We start from the raw sequence: 18,089 nt of genomic DNA on the forward strand, positions 1-18,089 counted from the left end.
CGTGCTGCTGCTTCAGCCCACTTCGCCGCACGGCCACATAGTTACCGCTCGCGAACAGTGGAGCGTTGCCCTTCGCCTTGCGAATCCAAGCATCATCGAGCGCGAATTCGGTGTACCGCAGCTGGTTGCATACAGTTGGTTCTCTCGATCAGAGTTCGACAAAGCATATTGGTTGGTGTACAGAGCGTTTCGTGACAGCGTGGCGGCCACGTTCGGTCGTGCGTGGGCAACCGGATCATCCGAGGATAGATCCCGTTCGACGGCAGTTCTGGTGAGTTGGATGAAAGCACTGACCGACTTCGGGTGCTCAGTGGAGGATTGTAAATCCGTGCTTCGTGACATCGAGGTGGTAGATCCGAACTCAGTCGCGGATTGCAGAGCAGCCCAGAAAGTTTGGTGCCCTGTCATGCCTTGACCGACTCACCGGCAGCTACGGGGCACCCGCGCGAATGCAACTTGCGGGCAGTCCGTCGGGCCTCGCAGTGCTGGACTGCCACATCGGATATCGCGCATGGTGTCAGAATGTGCGTGGCTGAAGGCCGAATCCCAAACACGACAAGCTGGTAATCGCCCAGCAGCCCTTTCGCGACTGAACCGGATATGACCTCGAAGTCTTGGAGCAAGATGATGAAGATCATTGCGGTGCCTGATCTCCTGCGCGACTTCGACGAGGTGCTGTCGAGCGTTGAGAGAGGAGAACCATTCGAGATCCGCGCGGCTGACGGTCATGCGATCGCTCTCCTGCTGCCGATTCAGGACGAAGCTCAGGACCCAACCGACCGATCTCGGCGAGCTGCCACGCGTCGGCTCTCCGCCGGTGTCGAAGCATTGTCAGATCAGATGAGGCGGGACGCGACGAAGCATCTTGGCACCTGACCCCCTGTGAGCGCCGTAGGTCACGACGCTTCCGCCGTGACACCATCGCCTGCTGTAGTGCCGGCTTCCGGCGCTTTCTGGAAATTGCCGGTGGCATTCGCATTTCCGCCGATCTGCGTCAGCGCGGCACGCGAGGATTGCGAGGTTCGATGAGCCACAAGATCTTTGTACGGCGGATAGATGGTCCACTGCAGAACGTTCCTGTGGTTGCGTGCACCATCGTCTTCGACCACCCATCCGAGGGTGCGAAGCGCCGGGGCATGCCTCCGCAGTAACCCTGAAACGTCGCGACCGTTCTTCGGCCAATCCCTTGGCCGTCGCCAGTTGTCGTCGACCGGCGTGAGTAGCGTCAGCAAATCGCCGCCGGATTGACCAACGAGAGGTTCTCGAGTGCGCGAGCGAAGCTGTTCCATGAACGGGTCAGATGACAAGCTGTCCGCTGACAAATGATTGGCGCGCGACGTGTAGCGTCGTACGCCATCAGTCGACAAGATCTCGTCCACAGCCGCCAGCGTGCGACAAAAGTCCGCCATCCTGGGCGGGTCTTCAACTGAGATGGTCTCCAACAGATAGTGAACGGTGGCAGCCAAATTGAGTAGTCCGCCGAAGATACCTGGTAGAGCGGCTTCCCACCGCTGTCGCATCTCGGCCTCTGACTGTCGCATGCTGCGATCGATGCGTCGCAGCTCCACAATCGCTAGTCGCTCTGCCAGATCAGGTCTGATCGCACCAACGTCGATTCCGTTTATGATCACGCATCGGCGGAACTTGATCACCGCGAGATCGGCATCTGTATATAGAGACCGTTTCACCGTGGCGTCGCCTGTCGCAGCGCGACATAACGAGTCCGACAGCCACGGCGGGATGCCCGATAAGTTGTCCAGAGCAACAACCCACGATCCAGACGCGGCAGTCGCCCACGAATCCGCGTCGCGTGGCGCTTGGCGAAACGGGGCGGGTGAGGGGTCGATGAGTTCGACCAGGTTCCGCGTCGTTGTGGTTTTCGCGCTACCTTGCTCGGCGAAGAGGGCCAGTACCGGATGCGGAACGTCGCACTGAACCAAAGCAGCTACCAGAAATGCGAGAAGAACCGGGCGATCCTCAACGGCGACATTGACGAACTCCCAAAGCCTCGTCACGTCCCCGTCTGAGTGCGGTGCCGTCATCGCCCCCGTCAGCTTCTTGTTGCGGAGAAACCTCACCGGCGCAGCGGAAGCTATCGACCACCTTCCATCGCGGATTTTGATCACATGGCCGTCTGGATCTCCGGTGTCGATGTAGCTCGTTCCGTTGTGGTCGGCGACGCGTAGGTACAACTTCTCAGGTGCCTGCGTGGCTGCCAGGCCTTCCAAGATCAGCGTGGCGTCGGTAAGTGCTTGGCCGCCGGCGACCGCGCCGGTTTCGGTGAAGTAGCGTGCCGCGAGATCGGCCCGTAGGCCAGCGCGGCCGCCACGCAGGAGCATCGCGAGGTGCGGTCGATTGCGTTCGGCGCCAAATGGCTCGCCATCCTCGGACACGCCGAGAAGGTAGCGTTCCCGGGCCATGTCGACTAAGCGTGCCGCTACTGACTTCTTGTCTGATTCACCTCTGCCGCTCATGGGTTTTCCTGCCCATGGTGCTGTTGTGTACGGGCATACCGCGCTATCCTCATGTGGAATCTCCGTGCTGAGTAATCGGGTGGTTCGAACGAAAGACCTCGGCTAGTCCCCGAGGTCTTTTTCGTGGGTGGACGTCATGCGGCGTCGCCGCCGCCGCGGCGGGTTGCACTCTCCCGCTGCGAGATCCAGCGCAGAACTTCGTCCCGCCGATATACGACCCTGCGTCCCAGCGTAAAGCTCGCCGGCCCGATATTGGAGTGCCGCCAGTAGCGCAGCGTGCCGACCGGAACGCCGATCAGCTCCGATACCTGTTTAGCTCCAAGCAGTTCCATCACATTCCTCCTGAATTGCGGTCGGTTCAATCGAACCAACAGTGACACTCCACGACTTGATGAGTCCACCACCATGGGCAACTTCGATCGGAAATTGGTGAAATTCGTTTCTTTTCAGTAGTTGTCGGTTCTCAATGGCACACTCGCTGTTACGGAGGAGGGGACTATGCAGAGACGTAATCGTCGCGCTGGTGTCGAAGATCGTTGGCGGCGGGCAGATGGCAGCCCAACGGCGCGGGCCAACACGGGGCGTCGTTGGCTGGCCCGCTACGTCGACGACCAGGGGCAAGAAAACACCAGGTCCTTCGATCGCAAAGTGGATGCCCAAGCCTGGCTCGATGAGATCACTGCCATGCAGGTGACCGGCGCCTACGTCGCTCCGAAGGCGGGCCGTGTGAGCGTCGGCGAACTGTATGCGAAATGGGTCGGAACGCAGAGCCACCTCAAGAAGACCACCGCGTCGACTCGGAGGTACACCTGGCCGGTGTACGTCGAGCCTCGTTGGTCTGCGGTGGCTGTCGCCGACGTGCAGACGACGGACGTGCGTGCCTGGGTCCAGTCAATGACGTCCTCGGGTGCTGGTGCCGCCACAGTTGAGAATGCCGTCGGCATCTTGCGTCAGATTCTGGAGATGGCAGTCGAGGACCGACGGATCGCGCGCAATCCGTGCACGGGGATCAAGCTTCCCCGCCGCAAGCGGCGACCACGCGGCTACCTGACGCACCGCCAGGTGGAGCAGCTCGCTGTTGAAGTCGGGACGGATGCGACGGTCGTGCGCTTCTTGGCCTACACCGGTCTGCGCTGGGGAGAAATGGCGGCGCTGCGCGTCGGTGACGCGAAGATGCTTCGACGTCGCGTCCACGTGCGGGAATCCGTGACGGAGGTCGAAGGGCAACTGGAGTGGTCGTCACCCAAGTCCTACGAGCAGCGGATGGTGCCTTTCCCCGCGTTTCTTGCTGACGAACTGGCCGTCCTGATGATTGGGAAGAAGCCCGATGACCTCATCTTCGCCGCGCCCGAAGGCGGAGTTCTGAGAGTGTCGAACTGGCGCCGCCGAGTCTTCAACAAAGCGGTCAAGCGGCTCCTCGAGAAGGATGCGACCTTCCCAGTCGTAACTCCGCACGATCTCCGTCACACCGCCGCATCCCTGGCCATCAGTGCCGGCGCCAATGTCAAAGCCGTGCAGACCATGCTGGGGCACGCCTCGGCGGTGCTGACCCTGGACACTTACGCCGACCTGTTCCCGGACGATCTGGAGATGGTTTCCGCGGCTTTGGACGATGCGCGAACCAAGTCCCTGAAAGCTGCTGCGGACCAACTGCGGACTGGAACGAAAGAAGGCCCCGAACTGGAGAACCAGTCAGGGCCTTCTACCTGCGATCACGCGAGTCGGGGTGGCGGGATTCGAACCCACGACCTCTTCGTCCCGAACGAAGCGCGCTACCAAGCTGCGCCACACCCCGCGTGAAGCGTTGAAAGGGTATCGCACCGGTGCCTCGGAAAGCCAAACGGCTCCCGCGGCAGGATCGCGACACGAGTTCCCGGCGGCGCGGAATGCCGGGGGTTGTCGGTGGCGTTGGTCAGAATGACGGCAGAGCGCCGCACAACTGGTGAATCGAGGCAGACATGACCGGGTTGGGAGCTTCCATCTACCTGGGGTTCTTCGCTCTGGCGGCGATCTGGCTCTTCCTGACCGCCGACGGGCCGCTCTCCGGCGGCCTCGATGATCAGCGCCAGACGCCGGACCGCTCGAAGTCGGCGAGCACATCGGCCGATTCGGACGGATCGATGCCCTGGCTGCTCAGCCACTCGTCGCAGAAGTAGGTGTCGGCGTAGCGGTCGCCGCTGTCGGCGATCAACGTCACCACCGATCCGCTCCGTCCCTGCGCCTTCATCTCCGCGAGCAGCCCGAAGGCACCCCACAGATTCGTTCCGGTCGACGGGCCGACCCGCCGGCCCAGCACCCGGCTCGCATGCCGGGCGGCCGCCACCGATGCCCCGTCGAGGACGGCGACCATGCGGTCCACCACCTCGGGCAGAAACGACGGTTCCACCCGCGGACGGCCGATCCCCTCGATCCGCGACGACGCGCCGGTGACGATGGTCGGATCCTGCTGGGCGTAGGCGGGGAAGAACGCCGAGTTCTCCGGATCGACCACGCACAGTCTGGTGGCGTATCGCCGGTAGCGGATGTAGCGGCCGATGGTCGCGCTCGTCCCGCCGGTGCCCGCACCCACGACGATCCACTCCGGGATCGGATGCTGCTCGGCGGCCATCTGGTGATAGATCGATTCGGCGATGTTGTTGTTGCCGCGCCAGTCGGTGGCCCGTTCGGCGTTGGTGAACTGATCGAGATAGTGCCCGCCGGTCTCCTGGGCCAGGCGTTCGGCCTCGGCGTACACCTGCGATGATTCATCGACGAAATGGCAACGGCCACCCTGTGATTCGATCAGCGCGACCTTGCTGGCGCTGGTCGACGACGTCATCACCGCGATGAACGGCAGCCCGAGCAGCGCCGCGAAATACGCCTCGGACACCGCGGTCGACCCGCTGGAGGCCTCGATGACCGTCGTGCCCTCGCAGATCCACCCGTTGCACAACCCGTAGAGGAACAGCGAGCGCGCCAACCGGTGCTTGAGGCTGCCGGTGATGTGGGTCGACTCGTCCTTGAGGTACAGCGCGACATCGCAGTCCTCACCCCAGGCGGACGGCAGCGGATAGCGCAGCAGGTGGGTGTCGGCGCTGCGCCGGGCATCGGCCTCGATCAGGCGCACGGCGTTGTCGACCCACGCGCGGGGCTGACTGTGAGTGGCGATCGAGGACCGCCCCGTCACCGCCCCGTCACCGTGCCGAGACGGTCGACGGCGACTGTCCAGCCTGCACGTCGGCGTCCCGGCCGCCGGTCGGCGCGGCGACCAGCGTCAGCAGTGTGGCCTCCGGGCGGCAGCAGAACCGCACCGGCGCGAACGGCGACGTGCCGATGCCGGCCGACACGTGCAGGGCCATATCGGCACCCCACCGCGACGCGCCCTTGGCGCGCGACCGGTCGAGCTCGCAGTTGGTCACGAGGGCGCCGTAGAACGGCAGGCACAACTGTCCGCCGTGGGTGTGGCCCGCCATCACCAACTGATAGCCGTCGGCGGCGAACCGGTCGAGCACCCGCGGTTCCGGTGAGTGGGTGAGACCCAGCGACAGGTTGGCCGTCGGGGTGGCCGCCCCGGCGATCGCGTCGTAGCGGTCGCGCTTGAGGTGCGGATCGTCGACACCGGCCAGCGCGATGCGCAGCCCCGCGACGTCGAGTTCGCGGCGCGTGTGGGTCATGTCCAGCCAGCCACGCTCGGTGAACGCCGCGCGCAGGTCCTGCCACGGCAGCGGGTGCCCGTGCACGCGGTGGCCGGGGTTGGTGACGTAGTTCAGCGGGTTCTTCAACCGCGGCGCGAAGTAGTCGTTACTGCCGAAGACGAACACGCCGGGCACCGACAGCAGCTCCGAGAGCGCCTGCACGACGGCGGGTACCGCCCGGGGATGCGCCAGGTTGTCGCCGGTGTTCACCACGAGATCGGGTTCCAGACGTGCCAGGTCCCGCAGCCAGGCCTGCTTACGTCGCTGGCTGGGCCGCATGTGGAGATCGCTGAGGTGCAGCACGCGCAGCGGGGTCGACCCGGGCGTGAGCACCGGCATCGTCACCTCACGCAGCGTGAACGCGTTGCGCTCGATGAGCGACGCGTACCCGATTCCCGCGGCCAGGGAGCCGGCGGTCACCGCAGCGGTGTTCTTCAGGAGCTTGACCGCCGAAGCGGACGGTCGTGGCGAAGCAGCAGCCATGGCAGCAGCCTACTGCCAGATGGCCGCGCCCACCGCCTCCCACCCGATCACGGTGGCGGCGGTGGCGGCGGAGGTCCGAGCACCGGCACGGTGATCGGCGGTAGACCGGGGATCTCGACGACCGTCTGCCCGATCGGCGGCGGCGGTCCTCCAGGCAGGCCGGGGATGTTCGGCACGCTGTACGTCGGGGGCGGCGGCGCGGGGGCGATGCCGTTGCTGACCTGGATCGTGACGATCGATCCCGGAATGGTCTGTCCGCTCGGGTTGGTGCCGACGACCGTGCCGGCCCGCGAACTGCTGTTCACCGAGCTGGTCCCGTCGGCCACCTGGAACCCGGCGTCCTTGATGCGCTGGCGGGCCGCGTCCACGGTCAGGCCCGACACACTCGGCACCTGCGAACCGGGGCCGCCGTCGACGTAGCGCGGATCGGTCGGCGGCAGCGCCACCGGACCGAAGTTGGTGGCGATCGGTTTCATCGCCGTGAACCAGGTGCGTGCCGGTTCGTTACCGCCGAACAGGTTGCCCGAACCGCACTGGCGCAGCGGGAACGAGCACAGCTCACCCGGCGTGGGCGAATCGTCGTAGATGTAGTTCGCGGCGGCCAACTGGTTGGTGAAGCCGAGGAACGCCGAGGACCGGTTGGACTCCGTCGTCCCGGTCTTACCGGACATCGGCAGATCCCAGCCGACCGAACCGGCCGCCCCGGCGGCGGTGCCCGCGCCGGTGTCGTCCTTGCTCAGCGCGTTGGCCAGCGTGTTCGCCAACCCCTCCGGGACCGCCTGTTCGCACGTCTCGGTGGTCACCGACACCTCTTCGCCCTTGCGGTCGAGGACCTGGGCGATCGGGTTCGGCGGGCACCAGACGCCACCGGAGGCCAGCGTCGCCGCGACGTTCGACAGTTCGAGCCCGTTGACCTCGATCGGGCCGAGCGTGAACGAGCCGATGTTCTGCCGTTTGACGAAGTCGGCCAGGCTCTCGTTGCTCTCCGGGTCGTAGTCGCGGGCGGTGCCAGGCAGCGCGTAGGAGCGCAGGCCCAGCCGAACGGACATGTCCACGGCGCGCGGCACACCCACCTGTGAGATGAGCTTCGCGAACGCGGTGTTCGGGGAGGTGGCCAGCGCATCGGTGACGTTCATCGACCCGCGGTAGCCGCCGGCGTTGCTCACACACCAGGTCGCCGCCGGGCAGCCCGGGCGGTCGCTGCTGCCCAGCCCCTTGGCCTGGAACGACCCCGGCACCTGCAGCTGGGTGTTGATCCCCATGCCCATCTCCATGGCGGCCGCGGTGGTGAAGATCTTGAACACCGACCCGGCGCCGTTGCCCGCAAGCGTGAACGGCTGCGGCTGCATGGTCTCGTAGGCGTCGAGGTTCAGGCCGTAGGTGCGGTTCGACGCCATCGCCAGCACCGGATGGGATTCCTTACCGGGCCGGATCACGCTCATCACGCTCGCGACGCCCGGCGTCGTCGGATCGGCGAAATTGTCGACCGCGGACTTCACCGGGCCCTGGACATCGGGATCCAGCGTCGTCTTGATCAGGTAGCCGCCCTTGGCGACCTGTTCCTTGCTGATGCCGGCGCGGGCCAGGTACTCCAGCGCGTAGTCGCAGAAGAAGGCCCGGTCACCGGCGGCGATGCAACCCCGCGGCAACTCATTGGGGACCGGGAGCACGCCGAGCGGCTCGTTCTTGGCCGCGCGCAGTGCCTCCGCCTCGTTCGGCAGGTTCTCGATCATCGTGTCGAGGACCAGGTTGCGGCGCGCCAGCGCACCATCGGGGTTCGTGTAGGGGTTCAGCGTGCTCGTCGACTGCACCAGCCCGGCCAGCAACGCGGACTGCTGCCAGTTCAGTTCCGAGGCGTTGACGCCGAAGTACGTCTGCGCGGCGTCCTGGATGCCGAACGCGCCGTTACCGAACGACACCAGGTTGAGGTAACGGGTCAGGATCTCGGGTTTGGTGAACGTCTTGTCCAGCGTTAGCGCCATCCGGATCTCACGCAGCTTGCGGGCCGGGGTGGTCTCGATCGCCGCGCGCTTCTCCGAGTCGGTCTGCGCCACCACCAGCAACTGATAGTTCTTGACGTACTGCTGCTCCAGCGTCGACCCGCCGCGGGTGTCGGTGTCACCGCGCAGGTAGCCGGCCAACCCGGTGAGCGTGCCCTGCCAGTCCACGCCGTTGTGTTCGGCGAACCGCTTGTCCTCGATGGACACGATCGCCAACTTCATCGTGTTGGCGATCTGCTCGCTGGGCACCTCGAAACGTCGCTGGGAGTACAGCCACGCGATCGTGTTGCCCTTGGCGTCGACCATCGTCGACACCTGCGGGATCTCACCCTCGACGAGAGCGGCCGAACCGTTGGCGACGACGTCGGATGCGCGGTTGGACATCAGACCGATGCCGCCGACCACGGGGAACATGAGTGCGGCGGCCAGCACGCTGGCCAGCAAGCAGCACCAGGCGAGCTTGACGACCGTGACGGCTGTTGGCGGACGCTCCGGCATGTGTACAGAGTAACGACGACGCCCAGCGGCATCGCCGCAGCAGCTGGATTGCGGGGCTTTGCGGTCACCCGTGCGCCGCGCCGGGATTCTTCAATATCTAAGAAGTTGATCAGACGGCACGGCCGTCCCAAAAAAGTCGGCTGGAAACTGTTGCGTAAATGTGCCCTGACCACCTAGCTTGGACACACAGTGCGATCCAGGACACACTAACTGGCGCAGTGTGGCGTAGATCGCATCAGCGTTCTACTCCGGAGGATCACCGTCGGGTGCGACGGCTGGAACGAAGGGATCGCTGGTGTCTAGTATTCGGCCCGCGGTGCGCAAGACCACGACAACCGTCCCCTCCTCGCCTCCCGTACAAGGTGCTGAGGCCGAAGCGCGGATCGCCTGGGTTTCCCAGGCCCGCTGCCGGCAGGCCGACCCGGACGAGCTCTTCGTCCGCGGCGCCGCGCAGCGCAAGGCCGCGGTGATCTGTCGTCACTGCCCGGTCATCCTCGAATGCGGTGCGGACGCCCTCGACAACCGCGTCGAGTTCGGCGTGTGGGGTGGTATGACCGAACGTCAGCGTCGGGCGTTGCTCAAGCAGCATCCCGAGGTCGTTTCCTGGGCCGAGTTCTTCTCCGCACAGCGCAAGCACCGCAGCGCGGTCTGACTCTACTTCTCCCGAATGCCGCCTCAGGCGGCGCTGGCCGTCCCGGTGATCTGATCGGCGATCGCCCGCAGCGCGTCGAGGTCTGAGACGTCGAACGGCAGCGAAGGAACACCGACGATCGCGACATGCGGGTTGGCGCCGGTGAATCGCGACAGCAGCCGCACCTCGCGCTTGGCGGTCTGCGTGCGGTCCGCGTGAATTCGCAGTGCCGCCACCGTCAACGACTCAGGATCCTTCTCCGCCAGCGCGTCGGCCACCTCGCTGGCCTTCTCCGCGTGCAGTGAGCACAGCGTCGGATGCGTGCGGTTGAGGATCAGCCCCGCCAGCGGCATCCGCTCCGAGGACAGCCGGTCGACGAAGAACGAGGCCTCCCGCAACGCATCGGGTTCGGCCGCCGACACCACCACGAACTGGGTCCCGCGTCGTTTGAGCAGATCGTAGGTCCGGTCGGCCTTCTCGCGGAAGCCGCCGAACGTCGCGTCCAGTGACTGAACGAAACCTGCTGCGTCCGAGAGCATTTGAGACCCGAGAATGGTGGACATGGCCTTCATGGCCAGTCCGACCGCGCCGGTGACCAGTTTCCCGATACCCCGGCCGGGGGCCAGGAGCATGCGCCACAACCGGCTGTCCATGAAACTGCCGAGGCGTTTGGGGGCGTCGAGAAAGTCCAGGGCGTTGCGCGACGGTGGAGTGTCCACCACGATCAGATCCCACTTGTCCTGCGCGAGAAGCTGTCCCAGCTTCTCCATCGCCATGTACTCCTGCGTGCCGGCCAGCGACGTCGCCACCGTTTGGTAGAACTGGTTGTCCAGGATCGCGTCCGCCCGGTCGGGACCCGAGTACTGGATCACCATCTCGTCGAACGTGCGACGCATGTCGAGCATCATCGCGTGCAGTTCACCGGTCACCTCGGGCGCCAACGGCACACGCTGCGGGGTGTTCCCCAGATCCTTGATGCCGAGCGCCTGCGCGAGCCGCTTGGCCGGGTCGATGGTCAGCACCACCACGGTGCGGCCGTACTCGGCGGCCCGCAACGCCATCGCCGCAGCGGTGGTGGTCTTGCCGACGCCGCCGGCGCCGCAGCAGACCACCACCCGGTTGGAGGTGTCGGTGAGGATCGCGGCCATGTCGAGGGCGGGCGGTGTCGTACTCATCGGGCTTGTCTCCTCTTCGCGCAAGCGCTCATCGGACTCCTTGGTGGGCAAGCACTTCAGCGAGTTCATAAAGGCTGCCGAGGTCGACACCTTCGGGCAGGGCGGGCAGTTCGAGCCGTGGCATCTCGATGCGGGTGAGTTCCTCGGCGGTCTCCGAACGCGCCTTGATGCGGGTGGCGTGCTGGATCGTCTCGGTCAGCAGACCGGCGAAATCGTTGTCGGACAACTCGATTCCCACAGACGCGAGATCGGCGCGGATGGCGTCGCCGTCGACGTCGCCCTCGGCGGCCTTGGCCAGATCGTCGGGCGACAGGTAGGCCGGTATGTTGCGGTTGACGATGACGCTGCCGATCGGCAGCCCGATCTCCTTGAGCTCGTCGATGGCCTCCAGCGTCTCCTGCATGGGCAGCGCCTCGAGCAGGGTGACGAGGTGGATGGCGGTGATGTCGGAGTGCAGCACCTTCACCACGCTCTCGGCCTGCGAGTGCACCGGTCCACCCTTGGCGAGATCCGACACCGCCTTGGTGACGTCCAGGAACCGCGCGATCCGGCCGGTGGGCGGGGAGTCCACGACCACCGCGTCGTACACCGGCTGCTTGCCCTTCTCCGCGCGGGTGACGATCTCGCGGATCTTGCCGGTGAGCAGCACGTCACGCAGACCCGGCGCGATCGTGGTGGCGAACTCGACCGCGCCGATCCGGCGCATCGCCCGCCCGGCCAGGCCGAGGTTGTAGAACATGTCGAGGTATTCGAGGAACGCCGCTTCGGTGTCGATGGCCAGCGCGTTGACCTGCCCGCCACCGTCCGCGGTCGCGATCTTGACCTCTTTGTAGGGCAGCGGCGGCACGTCGAAGAGCTGAGCGATGCCCTGACGGCCCTCGACCTCGACGAGCAACACCTTGCGGCCGCCCGCGGCGAGTGCCAGGGCGAGCGCCGCGGCGATCGTCGACTTGCCGGTACCGCCCTTGCCGGTGACGAAGTGCAGTTTCACCTTGGTCAGCCGTGACGGCCAGCCGACGGCTCTACCGCCGTTGGTAGTTGTTGCCACCTCTGCATGCTAGCTGTGGGTCCACCGCCGCCCGATAAGCTCAGCGCCATGAGCCAACCGACGCAGTGGGAATACGCGACCGTGCCGTTGCTGACGCACGCCACCAAACAGATCCTCGATCAGTGGGGCGCCGACGGCTGGGAGCTGGTCGCGGTGCTGCCCGGTCCGACCGGTGAGCAGCACGTCGCCTATCTGAAGCGGCCCAAGTGAGCACCTGGGGCGAGCGCAGCGACGGGGGAAGATCATGGTCCGAGCGCCTGGCGGAGCTGGGCATCGAGCTTCCGGAGGTCGTGGCGCCGCTCGCGGCCTACGTGCCGGCCGTGCGAACCGGGAACCTGGTCTACACCGCCGGGCAGCTGCCGATCGTCTCCGGTGAACTGACCCGCACCGGCAAGGTCGGCGCCGACGTCGACCCGGACGACGCCAAGGATCTCGCGCGGCTGTGCGGCCTCAACGCACTCGCCGCGGTCGACGCGCTCGTCGGCATCGACGCGGTCACCCGGGTGGTCAAGGTGGTCGGGTTCGTCGCCTCGGCGCCCGGCTTCGGCGGTCAACCCGGTGTCGTCAACGGCGCATCGGAGTTGTTCGGCGAGGTGTTCGGCGACGCCGGCGCGCACGCCCGATCCGCGGTCGGGGTGTCGGAGTTGCCGCGCAACGCCCCGGTCGAGGTCGAGATCGTCGTCGAGGTCGGTTAGGGCGGTGAGCGCACCCGAGCATCCGGCATACGGGCTACTGCGCCCGGTGACCGAGACCGCCTCGGTGCTGTTGTGCAACAACCCGGGGCTGATGACGCTCGACGGCACGAACACCTGGGTGCTGCGCGCACCGGGCAGTGACGAACTGGTGATCGTCGACCCCGGGCCCGACGACGACGAACACATCGCGAAGGTCGCCGAACTCGGCCGGATCGCGCTGGTGCTGATCAGCCACAAACACGAGGACCACACCGGCGGGATCGACAAGATCGTCGACCGTACGGGTGCGGTCGTCCGGTCGGTCGGCAGCGGATTCCTGCGCGGTCTCGGAGGTCCGCTCACCGACGGTGAGGTCATCGACGCGGCGGGGCTGCGCATCACCGTGATGGCCACGCCCGGCCACACCGCCGACTCGCTGTCGTTCGTCCTCGACGACGCGGTGCTGACCGCCGACACCGTGCTCGGGCGCGGCACCACCGTCATCGACACCGAGGACGGCAGCCTGCGCGACTACCTCGAATCCCTACACCGGCTGCAGGGCCTGGGCCGGCGGACGGTGCTGCCCGGGCACGGCCCCGACCTGCCCGACCTCGAGGCCGTCACGGCCATGTATCTCACCCACCGTGAGGAGCGGCTCGACCAGGTGCGGGCGGCGTTGCGTGAACTCGGTGACGACGCGACGGCGCGCCAGGTCGTCGAACACGTCTACACCGATGTCGACGAGAAGCTGTGGGACGCCGCGGAGAAGTCGGTCGAAGCCCAGCTGGACTACCTGCGCACGTGATTTCGGCGTGTTCAGTCGCGTCAGGCGCGACCGGCCACGCCGAAATCACCGGGACTAGCGAGCGCGGCGGGCCAGCCGTTCGGAGTCGCTGATCAGCACGCTCTTGCCCTCGAGGCGGATCCAGCCGCGGTGGGCGAAGTCGGCGAGCGCCTTGTTCACGGTCTCGCGGGAGGCGCCGACGAGCTGGGCGATCTCCTCCTGCGTCAGGTCGTGGGTGACGCGCAGCGCACCGCCCTCCTGGGTGCCGAACCGCTGCGCGAGCTGGAGCAGCTGCTTGGCCACGCGGCCGGGCACGTCGGTGAAGATCAGGTCGGCGAGGTTGTTGTTGGTGCGACGCAGCCGGCGGGCCAGAACACGCAGCAGCTGCTCGGCGATCTCGGGGCGGTCGGCGATCCACGCACGCAGCGCCTCGCGGTCCATCGACACGGCGCGCACCTCGGTGATCGTGGTGGCGCTCGACGTGCGCGGTCCGGGGTCGAAGATCGAGAGCTCACCGAACATGTCGCTCGGGCCCATGATCGTCAGGAGGTTCTCGCGGCCGTCGGGGGAGCGACGGCCGATCTTCACCTTGCCGTTGATGATGATGTAGAGCCGGTCACCGGGCTCGCCCTCGGCGAACACGGTGTGCCCGCGCGGGAAGTCCACGGGCTGCAATTGCTTGGTGAGCGCGGAAACGGCGCTGGGTTCGACTCCCTGGAAGATTCCGGCCCTGGCCAGGATCTCGTCCACGTTGCCCCTCTTAAGCTGTTGGGTTGGATGACATACGAAGCCGACCTCTACTGGTTAGCGTGCCCAGTGTAGAGGTATTCCGTTTCGCAACGTGCCAACGCTACACACGATTGGCATGGCGGGTCGGCTGAAACTGCGGATTCGGCCGGTGCGGGATGTACACCCGCGCCGGAACCTCCGCTCCCGTCGTCCGGGTCGGAAGCGTCTCGACCGGTTCCAGACGGGTCTGCTGACGGTGCTCGCGCTCGGCCTCCGCCCGCAGGAGGAAGTCGTCGACGTCCGACGCCGACACGGTGTTGCGGGCGAGACCGGATTCCAGGCGTTCGAGTCCGAAGGTCGCCACCATGAGCAACCAGGGGATGAAACCCACGAACAACCAGGACACAACGCAGAAGTAAACCGGGCCAAGGTCTCAGCGTGATCACGAATCGCCACCGGTATCGAGCACCTTGATCACGGTCGCCGTCAGGGCTCTCGCCTAGTCTGGTTGCCGTGACCGCAGGTACGGCCGACCCGAAGCCGGCGCGGCGTGCTGCCGCCAAGAAGTGGGACAACGAGACGCAGCTGGGCCTGGTGCGGCGCGCGCGACGGATGAATCGTGCTCTGGCCCAAGCGTTTCCACACGTGTACTGCGAGCTCGACTTCACCGATCCGCTCGAACTCGCGGTGGCCACGATCCTGTCCGCCCAGAGCACCGACAAGCGGGTCAACCTGACCACCCCCGCGCTGTTCAAGAAGTACCGCACCGCACTCGACTATGCCCAGGCCGACCGCACCGAACTCGAGGAGCTGATCCGGCCCACCGGTTTCTACCGGAACAAGGCCAATTCGCTGATCCGGCTCGGCCAGGAACTCGTCGAACGCTTCGACGGTCAGGTGCCCGCCGACATCGACGACCTGGTGACGCTGCCGGGGGTGGGCCGCAAAACGGCCAACGTCATCCTCGGCAACGCCTTCGACGTCCCGGGAATCACCGTGGACACCCACTTCGGCCGGTTGGTGCGCCGGTGGCGGTGGACCGCCGAAGAGGATCCGGTGAAGGTCGAGCATGCGATCGGCAAACTGATCGAGCGCAGCGAATGGACCCTGCTGAGTCATCGCGTGATCTTTCACGGCCGCCGCGTCTGCCACGCCCGCAAGCCGGCCTGCGGGGTGTGCGTACTGGCCAAGGACTGCCCGTCGTTCGGCATCGGCCCGACCGACCGCGAAGCCGCCGCGGCGCTGGTCAAGGGTCCGGAGACCGAGCACCTACTCGCCCTCGCGGGCCTGTAGCCCGACCCTTCTCCCACCATGAGCACCTCGACCCGCTGGACCGTCGCCGTGCTGGCCGTGGTGCTCGCGCTGGTGGTGGCGCTGTCGATGCAGCTCGCCGAGGATCCGGCGCCCACCCGCCGCGACGGGCCGGCACCCGCCCGCGACCACCGCGACGCGGACACTCCCGAGGCGCTGGCCGGCCCCCGCGCCGAGGCGGATCTGCCGCCGTGTCCACCGCCGGGCGTCGGTGCCGGGCCGGAGTCGCTGCGCGGTATCACCCTGGAGTGCGCCGGCGACGGGCAGATGGTCGACGTCGCGCGGTCGCTGGCGGGCCGCACCGTGGTGCTCAACCTGTGGGCCTACTGGTGTGGTCCGTGCGCGGACGAACTGCCCGCCATGGCCGAGTATCAGCGCCGGGTCGGCGACGCGGTGACGGTGGTGACCGTCCACCAGGACGAGAACGAGACAGCGGGCCTGCTGCGGCTGGCCGAGCTGGGGGTTCGGCTGCCGACACTGCAGGACGGACGCCGTCTGATCGCCGCGGCGGTCAAGGCGCCCAACGTGATGCCTGCGACGGTTGTGCTGCGTGCGGACGGTAGCGTGGCCGGAATTGTGCCGCGGTCCTTCGCCACCGCCGACGAGATCGAGGAAGCGGTGGACCAGACGATGGGAGAGTCGGGGTGAGCGCGACGCGCGACGGGCACCGCTTGATTCCCGACGCCGCGCCCGCCTGGCTCAAACCGCTGGTCCACAACACCGACAGCGTGCCCCGCGCCTACCGCCGCCGGGTGCCGCCGGACGTGCTGGCCGCGATCACCGCGGCGAACGCCACTGCGACGGTCACCCGGGCGAAACGTGACGCCGCGGTGTTGGTGCTGTTCTCCGGTCCGGAGAAAGCCGGCGAGGGGCTACCCCACGATGCCGACCTGCTCGTGACGGTGCGGGCGTCGACCCTGCGCCACCACGCCGGTCAGGCGGCCTTCCCCGGCGGCGCGACGGACCCCGACGACGAGGGTCCCGTGCACACCGCGCTGCGCGAGGCCACCGAGGAGACCGGCCTCGACACCAGTCGCCTGCAACCGCTGGCGACGCTGCAGCGGATGTTCATCCCGCCGTCGGGTTTCCACGTCGTGCCCGTACTGGCCTATTCGCCCGACCCGGGCCCGGTGGCCGTCGTCGACGAATCCGAGACCGCGATCGTGGCGCGGGTGCCCGTGCGCGCCTTCGTCAACCCGGAGAACCGGTTGATGGTCTACCGCGAGGCCAATTCGCGCAGGTGGGCCGGCCCCGCATTCCTGCTCAACGAGATGCTGGTGTGGGGTTTCACCGGTCAGGTCATCTCCGCGATCCTCGACGTCGCCGGGTGGGCCGTGCCCTGGAACACCGACGACGTTCGGGAACTCGACGAGGCAATGGCGCTCGTCGGGGACGACGACCGTTACGGTGAGTCCCAACAATGACACCGTCTCAGTGGCTCGACTTCCTCGTCCTCGCCGTTGCCTTCGTCGCCGCCGTCTCGGGCTGGCGCTCGGGCGCGTTGGGGTCCCTCATGTCGTTCATCGGCGTGGTGCTCGGCGCGGTCGCCGGCGTGCTGCTCGCCCCGCACGTGGTCACCCACATCAGCGGTCCCCGCACCAAACTGTTCGCGGCGCTGTTCCTGATCCTCGCGCTGGTGGTGATCGGCGAGATCGCCGGCGTGGTCCTGGGCCGGGCCGTGCGCGGTGCGATCCGCAACCGCACGCTGCGCCTGTTCGACTCCGTGATCGGGGTGGGCCTGCAGATCGGGGCGGTGCTGCTCGCGTCCTGGCTGCTGGCGACCCCGCTGACGTCCTCGGACCAGCCGAGCCTGGCCGCGGCCGTCAAGGGCTCACGGGTGCTGGCCGAGGTGGACGACGTCGCACCGCCGTGGCTGAAGTCGGTGCCCACACGGCTCTCCGGTCTGCTCGACACCTCGGGCCTACCCGAAGTCCTCGAACCGTTCGGACGCACCCCGATCGCGACGGTCGACGCCCCGGACGCGGCGCTGGCCACCGATGCCGTGGTCGGCGCGACACGTGGCAGCGTGGTGAAGATCCGCGGTGTCGCACCCGGCTGCCAGAAGGTGCTCGAGGGCACCGGTTTCGTGGTGTCGCCGAACCGGGTGATGTCCAATGCCCACGTCGTCGCCGGGTCGGAGAGCGTCACCGTGGAGGTCGACGGTCAGACCTACGACGCTTTCGTGGTGTCCTACGACCCGAACGCCGACATCTCGATCCTCGACGTCCCGGACCTGCCCGCGGCGCCGCTGCCGTTCGTCGACGAGTTGGCGCCCCCGGGGACCGACGCCATCGTGATGGGCTATCCGGGCGGCGGCGACTTCACCGCCACCCCGGCGCGGATCCGCGAGACCATCGAGCTCAACGGGCCCGACATCTATCGCAAGACCACGGTGACCCGCGAGGTCTACACCATCAGAGGGACTGTGCGTCAGGGCAATTCGGGTGGTCCGATGATAAACCGCGGCGGCAAGGTGCTGGGTGTGGTGTTCGGCGCCGCGGTCGACGACGCCGACACCGGGTTCGTGCTGACCTCCGACGAGGTGGGGGCTCAGCTGGCCAGGGTGGGTAACACCGCACGGGTGCCCACCGGCGTCTGCGTGAGCTGA

Annotated in this window: 19 protein-coding genes, 1 tRNA gene and 1 pseudogene; 10 read left to right on the forward strand and 11 right to left on the reverse strand. The window is 66.9% G+C overall.

All coding sequences use genetic code 11. The features are described 5' to 3' along the window. Positions 1 to 627: 627 nt before the first annotated feature. Positions 628 to 876 carry a hypothetical protein gene (locus G6N49_RS26450; protein WP_131810944.1) on the forward strand — a complete coding sequence of 83 codons (249 nt, stop codon included), beginning with the start codon at positions 628 to 630 and terminating at the stop codon, positions 874 to 876. Between the two features lie 20 nt (positions 877 to 896). Here the strand turns inward: G6N49_RS26450 and G6N49_RS26455 are convergent, their stop codons facing one another. The 3 genes from G6N49_RS26455 to G6N49_RS29630 all read right to left on the reverse strand — a co-directional run bounded on the left by G6N49_RS26455 (position 897) and on the right by G6N49_RS29630 (position 3,668). Continuing rightward, a complete protein-coding gene (locus G6N49_RS26455; protein WP_225503729.1) occupies positions 897 to 2,420 on the reverse strand; it encodes an AICE element replication initiation protein in 1,524 nt (507 codons plus the stop codon). Between the two features lie 188 nt (positions 2,421 to 2,608). Then, positions 2,609 to 2,806, reverse strand: coding sequence for a helix-turn-helix transcriptional regulator (locus G6N49_RS26460; protein ID WP_011562206.1), 198 nt, complete (start codon positions 2,804 to 2,806; stop codon positions 2,609 to 2,611). Between the two features lie 559 nt (positions 2,807 to 3,365). After that, positions 3,366 to 3,668, reverse strand: a complete 303-nt coding sequence (locus G6N49_RS29630) for a hypothetical protein (protein WP_225503728.1) — start codon at positions 3,666 to 3,668, stop codon at positions 3,366 to 3,368. Here G6N49_RS29630 and G6N49_RS29635 point away from each other — a divergent pair. Beyond that, positions 3,579 to 3,986 (forward strand): annotated as a pseudogene (locus tag G6N49_RS29635) (tyrosine-type recombinase/integrase); the annotation flags it as partial. The gene G6N49_RS29630 and the pseudogene G6N49_RS29635 sit on opposite strands and share 90 nt — an antisense overlap. 209 nt (positions 3,987 to 4,195) lie before the next feature. Here G6N49_RS29635 and G6N49_RS26470 read toward each other — a convergent pair. From G6N49_RS26470 to ponA2, 4 genes are all read right to left on the reverse strand, one after another. Then, a tRNA-Pro gene (locus G6N49_RS26470) sits at positions 4,196 to 4,269 on the reverse strand. A gap of 264 nt (positions 4,270 to 4,533) precedes the next feature. Next, complete coding sequence (gene cds1 / locus G6N49_RS26480) at positions 4,534 to 5,640, reverse strand: L-cysteine desulfhydrase Cds1 (RefSeq protein WP_011857264.1); 1,107 nt, start codon at positions 5,638 to 5,640, stop codon at positions 4,534 to 4,536. A gap of 7 nt (positions 5,641 to 5,647) precedes the next feature. After that, a complete protein-coding gene (locus tag G6N49_RS26485; RefSeq protein ID WP_011857263.1) occupies positions 5,648 to 6,631 on the reverse strand; it encodes a metallophosphoesterase in 984 nt (327 codons plus the stop codon). 47 nt (positions 6,632 to 6,678) lie between these two features. Continuing rightward, positions 6,679 to 9,129 carry a transglycosylase/D,D-transpeptidase PonA2 gene (ponA2, locus tag G6N49_RS26490; RefSeq protein WP_011857262.1) on the reverse strand — a complete coding sequence of 817 codons (2,451 nt, stop codon included), beginning with the start codon at positions 9,127 to 9,129 and terminating at the stop codon, positions 6,679 to 6,681. A 295-nt stretch (positions 9,130 to 9,424) separates the two neighbouring features. Here ponA2 and G6N49_RS26495 point away from each other — a divergent pair, with 295 nt between their 5' ends. Beyond that, positions 9,425 to 9,781 (forward strand): WhiB family transcriptional regulator, encoded by a 357-nt coding sequence (locus tag G6N49_RS26495; RefSeq protein ID WP_011857261.1) that lies wholly within the window; start codon positions 9,425 to 9,427, stop codon positions 9,779 to 9,781. Positions 9,782 to 9,804: 23 nt separating this feature from the next. Here the strand turns inward: G6N49_RS26495 and G6N49_RS26500 are convergent, their stop codons facing one another. After that, a complete protein-coding gene (locus G6N49_RS26500; RefSeq protein ID WP_011857260.1) occupies positions 9,805 to 10,935 on the reverse strand; it encodes an ATPase BagB in 1,131 nt (376 codons plus the stop codon). 28 nt (positions 10,936 to 10,963) lie between these two features. After that, entirely contained in the window at positions 10,964 to 11,983 is a 1,020-nt protein-coding gene (locus G6N49_RS26505; protein WP_011857259.1) for an ATPase BagA, read from the reverse strand. A gap of 48 nt (positions 11,984 to 12,031) precedes the next feature. On the opposite strand from G6N49_RS26505, the gene G6N49_RS26510 reads away from it, so the two are divergent. From G6N49_RS26510 to G6N49_RS26520, 3 genes are read left to right on the forward strand one after another with little or no spacing between them, the layout of a single operon-like run. Beyond that, entirely contained in the window at positions 12,032 to 12,193 is a 162-nt protein-coding gene (locus G6N49_RS26510) for a Sp36 family protein (RefSeq protein WP_085975433.1), read from the forward strand. Beyond that, positions 12,190 to 12,678: a RidA family protein gene (locus G6N49_RS26515; protein WP_011562197.1), complete on the forward strand. Its 489-nt coding sequence runs from the start codon at positions 12,190 to 12,192 to the stop codon at positions 12,676 to 12,678. The genes G6N49_RS26510 and G6N49_RS26515 overlap by 4 nt, the downstream gene beginning before the upstream one ends. A 4-nt stretch (positions 12,679 to 12,682) precedes the next feature. Further along, positions 12,683 to 13,462: an MBL fold metallo-hydrolase gene (locus G6N49_RS26520; protein ID WP_011857258.1), complete on the forward strand. Its 780-nt coding sequence runs from the start codon at positions 12,683 to 12,685 to the stop codon at positions 13,460 to 13,462. Between the two features lie 54 nt (positions 13,463 to 13,516). On the opposite strand, the gene crp is transcribed toward G6N49_RS26520, so the two are convergent. Both crp and G6N49_RS26530 read right to left on the reverse strand, forming a co-directional pair. After that, positions 13,517 to 14,191, reverse strand: coding sequence for a cAMP-activated global transcriptional regulator CRP (crp, locus tag G6N49_RS26525; RefSeq protein ID WP_011562195.1), 675 nt, complete (start codon positions 14,189 to 14,191; stop codon positions 13,517 to 13,519). A 100-nt stretch (positions 14,192 to 14,291) separates the two neighbouring features. Further along, positions 14,292 to 14,576 (reverse strand): hypothetical protein, encoded by a 285-nt coding sequence (locus G6N49_RS26530; protein ID WP_011562194.1) that lies wholly within the window; start codon positions 14,574 to 14,576, stop codon positions 14,292 to 14,294. Positions 14,577 to 14,683: 107 nt separating this feature from the next. On the opposite strand from G6N49_RS26530, the gene nth reads away from it, so the two are divergent. Genes nth through marP form a run of 4 tightly spaced genes read left to right on the forward strand, consistent with a single transcriptional unit; the run spans position 14,684 to position 18,089 of the window. Beyond that, positions 14,684 to 15,463, forward strand: coding sequence for an endonuclease III (gene nth, locus G6N49_RS26535; protein ID WP_011857257.1), 780 nt, complete (start codon positions 14,684 to 14,686; stop codon positions 15,461 to 15,463). Positions 15,464 to 15,481: 18 nt separating this feature from the next. After that, positions 15,482 to 16,129 carry a TlpA family protein disulfide reductase gene (locus G6N49_RS26540; protein ID WP_011562192.1) on the forward strand — a complete coding sequence of 216 codons (648 nt, stop codon included), beginning with the start codon at positions 15,482 to 15,484 and terminating at the stop codon, positions 16,127 to 16,129. Next, positions 16,126 to 16,905: an NUDIX hydrolase gene (locus G6N49_RS26545; protein WP_011857256.1), complete on the forward strand. Its 780-nt coding sequence runs from the start codon at positions 16,126 to 16,128 to the stop codon at positions 16,903 to 16,905. The genes G6N49_RS26540 and G6N49_RS26545 overlap by 4 nt, the downstream gene beginning before the upstream one ends. Continuing rightward, positions 16,902 to 18,089: an acid resistance serine protease MarP gene (gene marP, locus G6N49_RS26550; RefSeq protein WP_064875761.1), complete on the forward strand. Its 1,188-nt coding sequence runs from the start codon at positions 16,902 to 16,904 to the stop codon at positions 18,087 to 18,089. Before G6N49_RS26545 ends, marP begins: the two co-directional genes overlap by 4 nt.

Origin of the sequence: Mycolicibacterium monacense, assembly GCF_010731575.1 — a bacterium.
GTDB classification, from domain to species: domain Bacteria; phylum Actinomycetota; class Actinomycetes; order Mycobacteriales; family Mycobacteriaceae; genus Mycobacterium; species Mycobacterium monacense.

Bases quoted from the DNA above. Each gene is read 5' to 3' on its own strand.
- ponA2 (WP_011857262.1), bottom strand. From the start codon at position 9,129: ATGCCGGAGCGTCCGCCAACAGCCGTCACGGTCGTCAAGCTCGCCTGG.
- G6N49_RS26540 (WP_011562192.1), top strand. From the start codon at position 15,482: ATGAGCACCTCGACCCGCTGGACCGTCGCCGTGCTGGCCGTGGTGCTC.
- marP (WP_064875761.1), top strand. From the start codon at position 16,902: ATGACACCGTCTCAGTGGCTCGACTTCCTCGTCCTCGCCGTTGCCTTC.
- G6N49_RS26500 (WP_011857260.1), bottom strand. From the start codon at position 10,935: ATGAGTACGACACCGCCCGCCCTCGACATGGCCGCGATCCTCACCGAC.
- G6N49_RS26485 (WP_011857263.1), bottom strand. From the start codon at position 6,631: ATGGCTGCTGCTTCGCCACGACCGTCCGCTTCGGCGGTCAAGCTCCTG.
- G6N49_RS26455 (WP_225503729.1), bottom strand. From the start codon at position 2,420: ATGGCCCGGGAACGCTACCTTCTCGGCGTGTCCGAGGATGGCGAGCCA.
- G6N49_RS26450 (WP_131810944.1), top strand. From the start codon at position 628: ATGAAGATCATTGCGGTGCCTGATCTCCTGCGCGACTTCGACGAGGTG.
- G6N49_RS26460 (WP_011562206.1), bottom strand. From the start codon at position 2,806: ATGGAACTGCTTGGAGCTAAACAGGTATCGGAGCTGATCGGCGTTCCG.
- G6N49_RS26510 (WP_085975433.1), top strand. From the start codon at position 12,032: ATGAGCCAACCGACGCAGTGGGAATACGCGACCGTGCCGTTGCTGACG.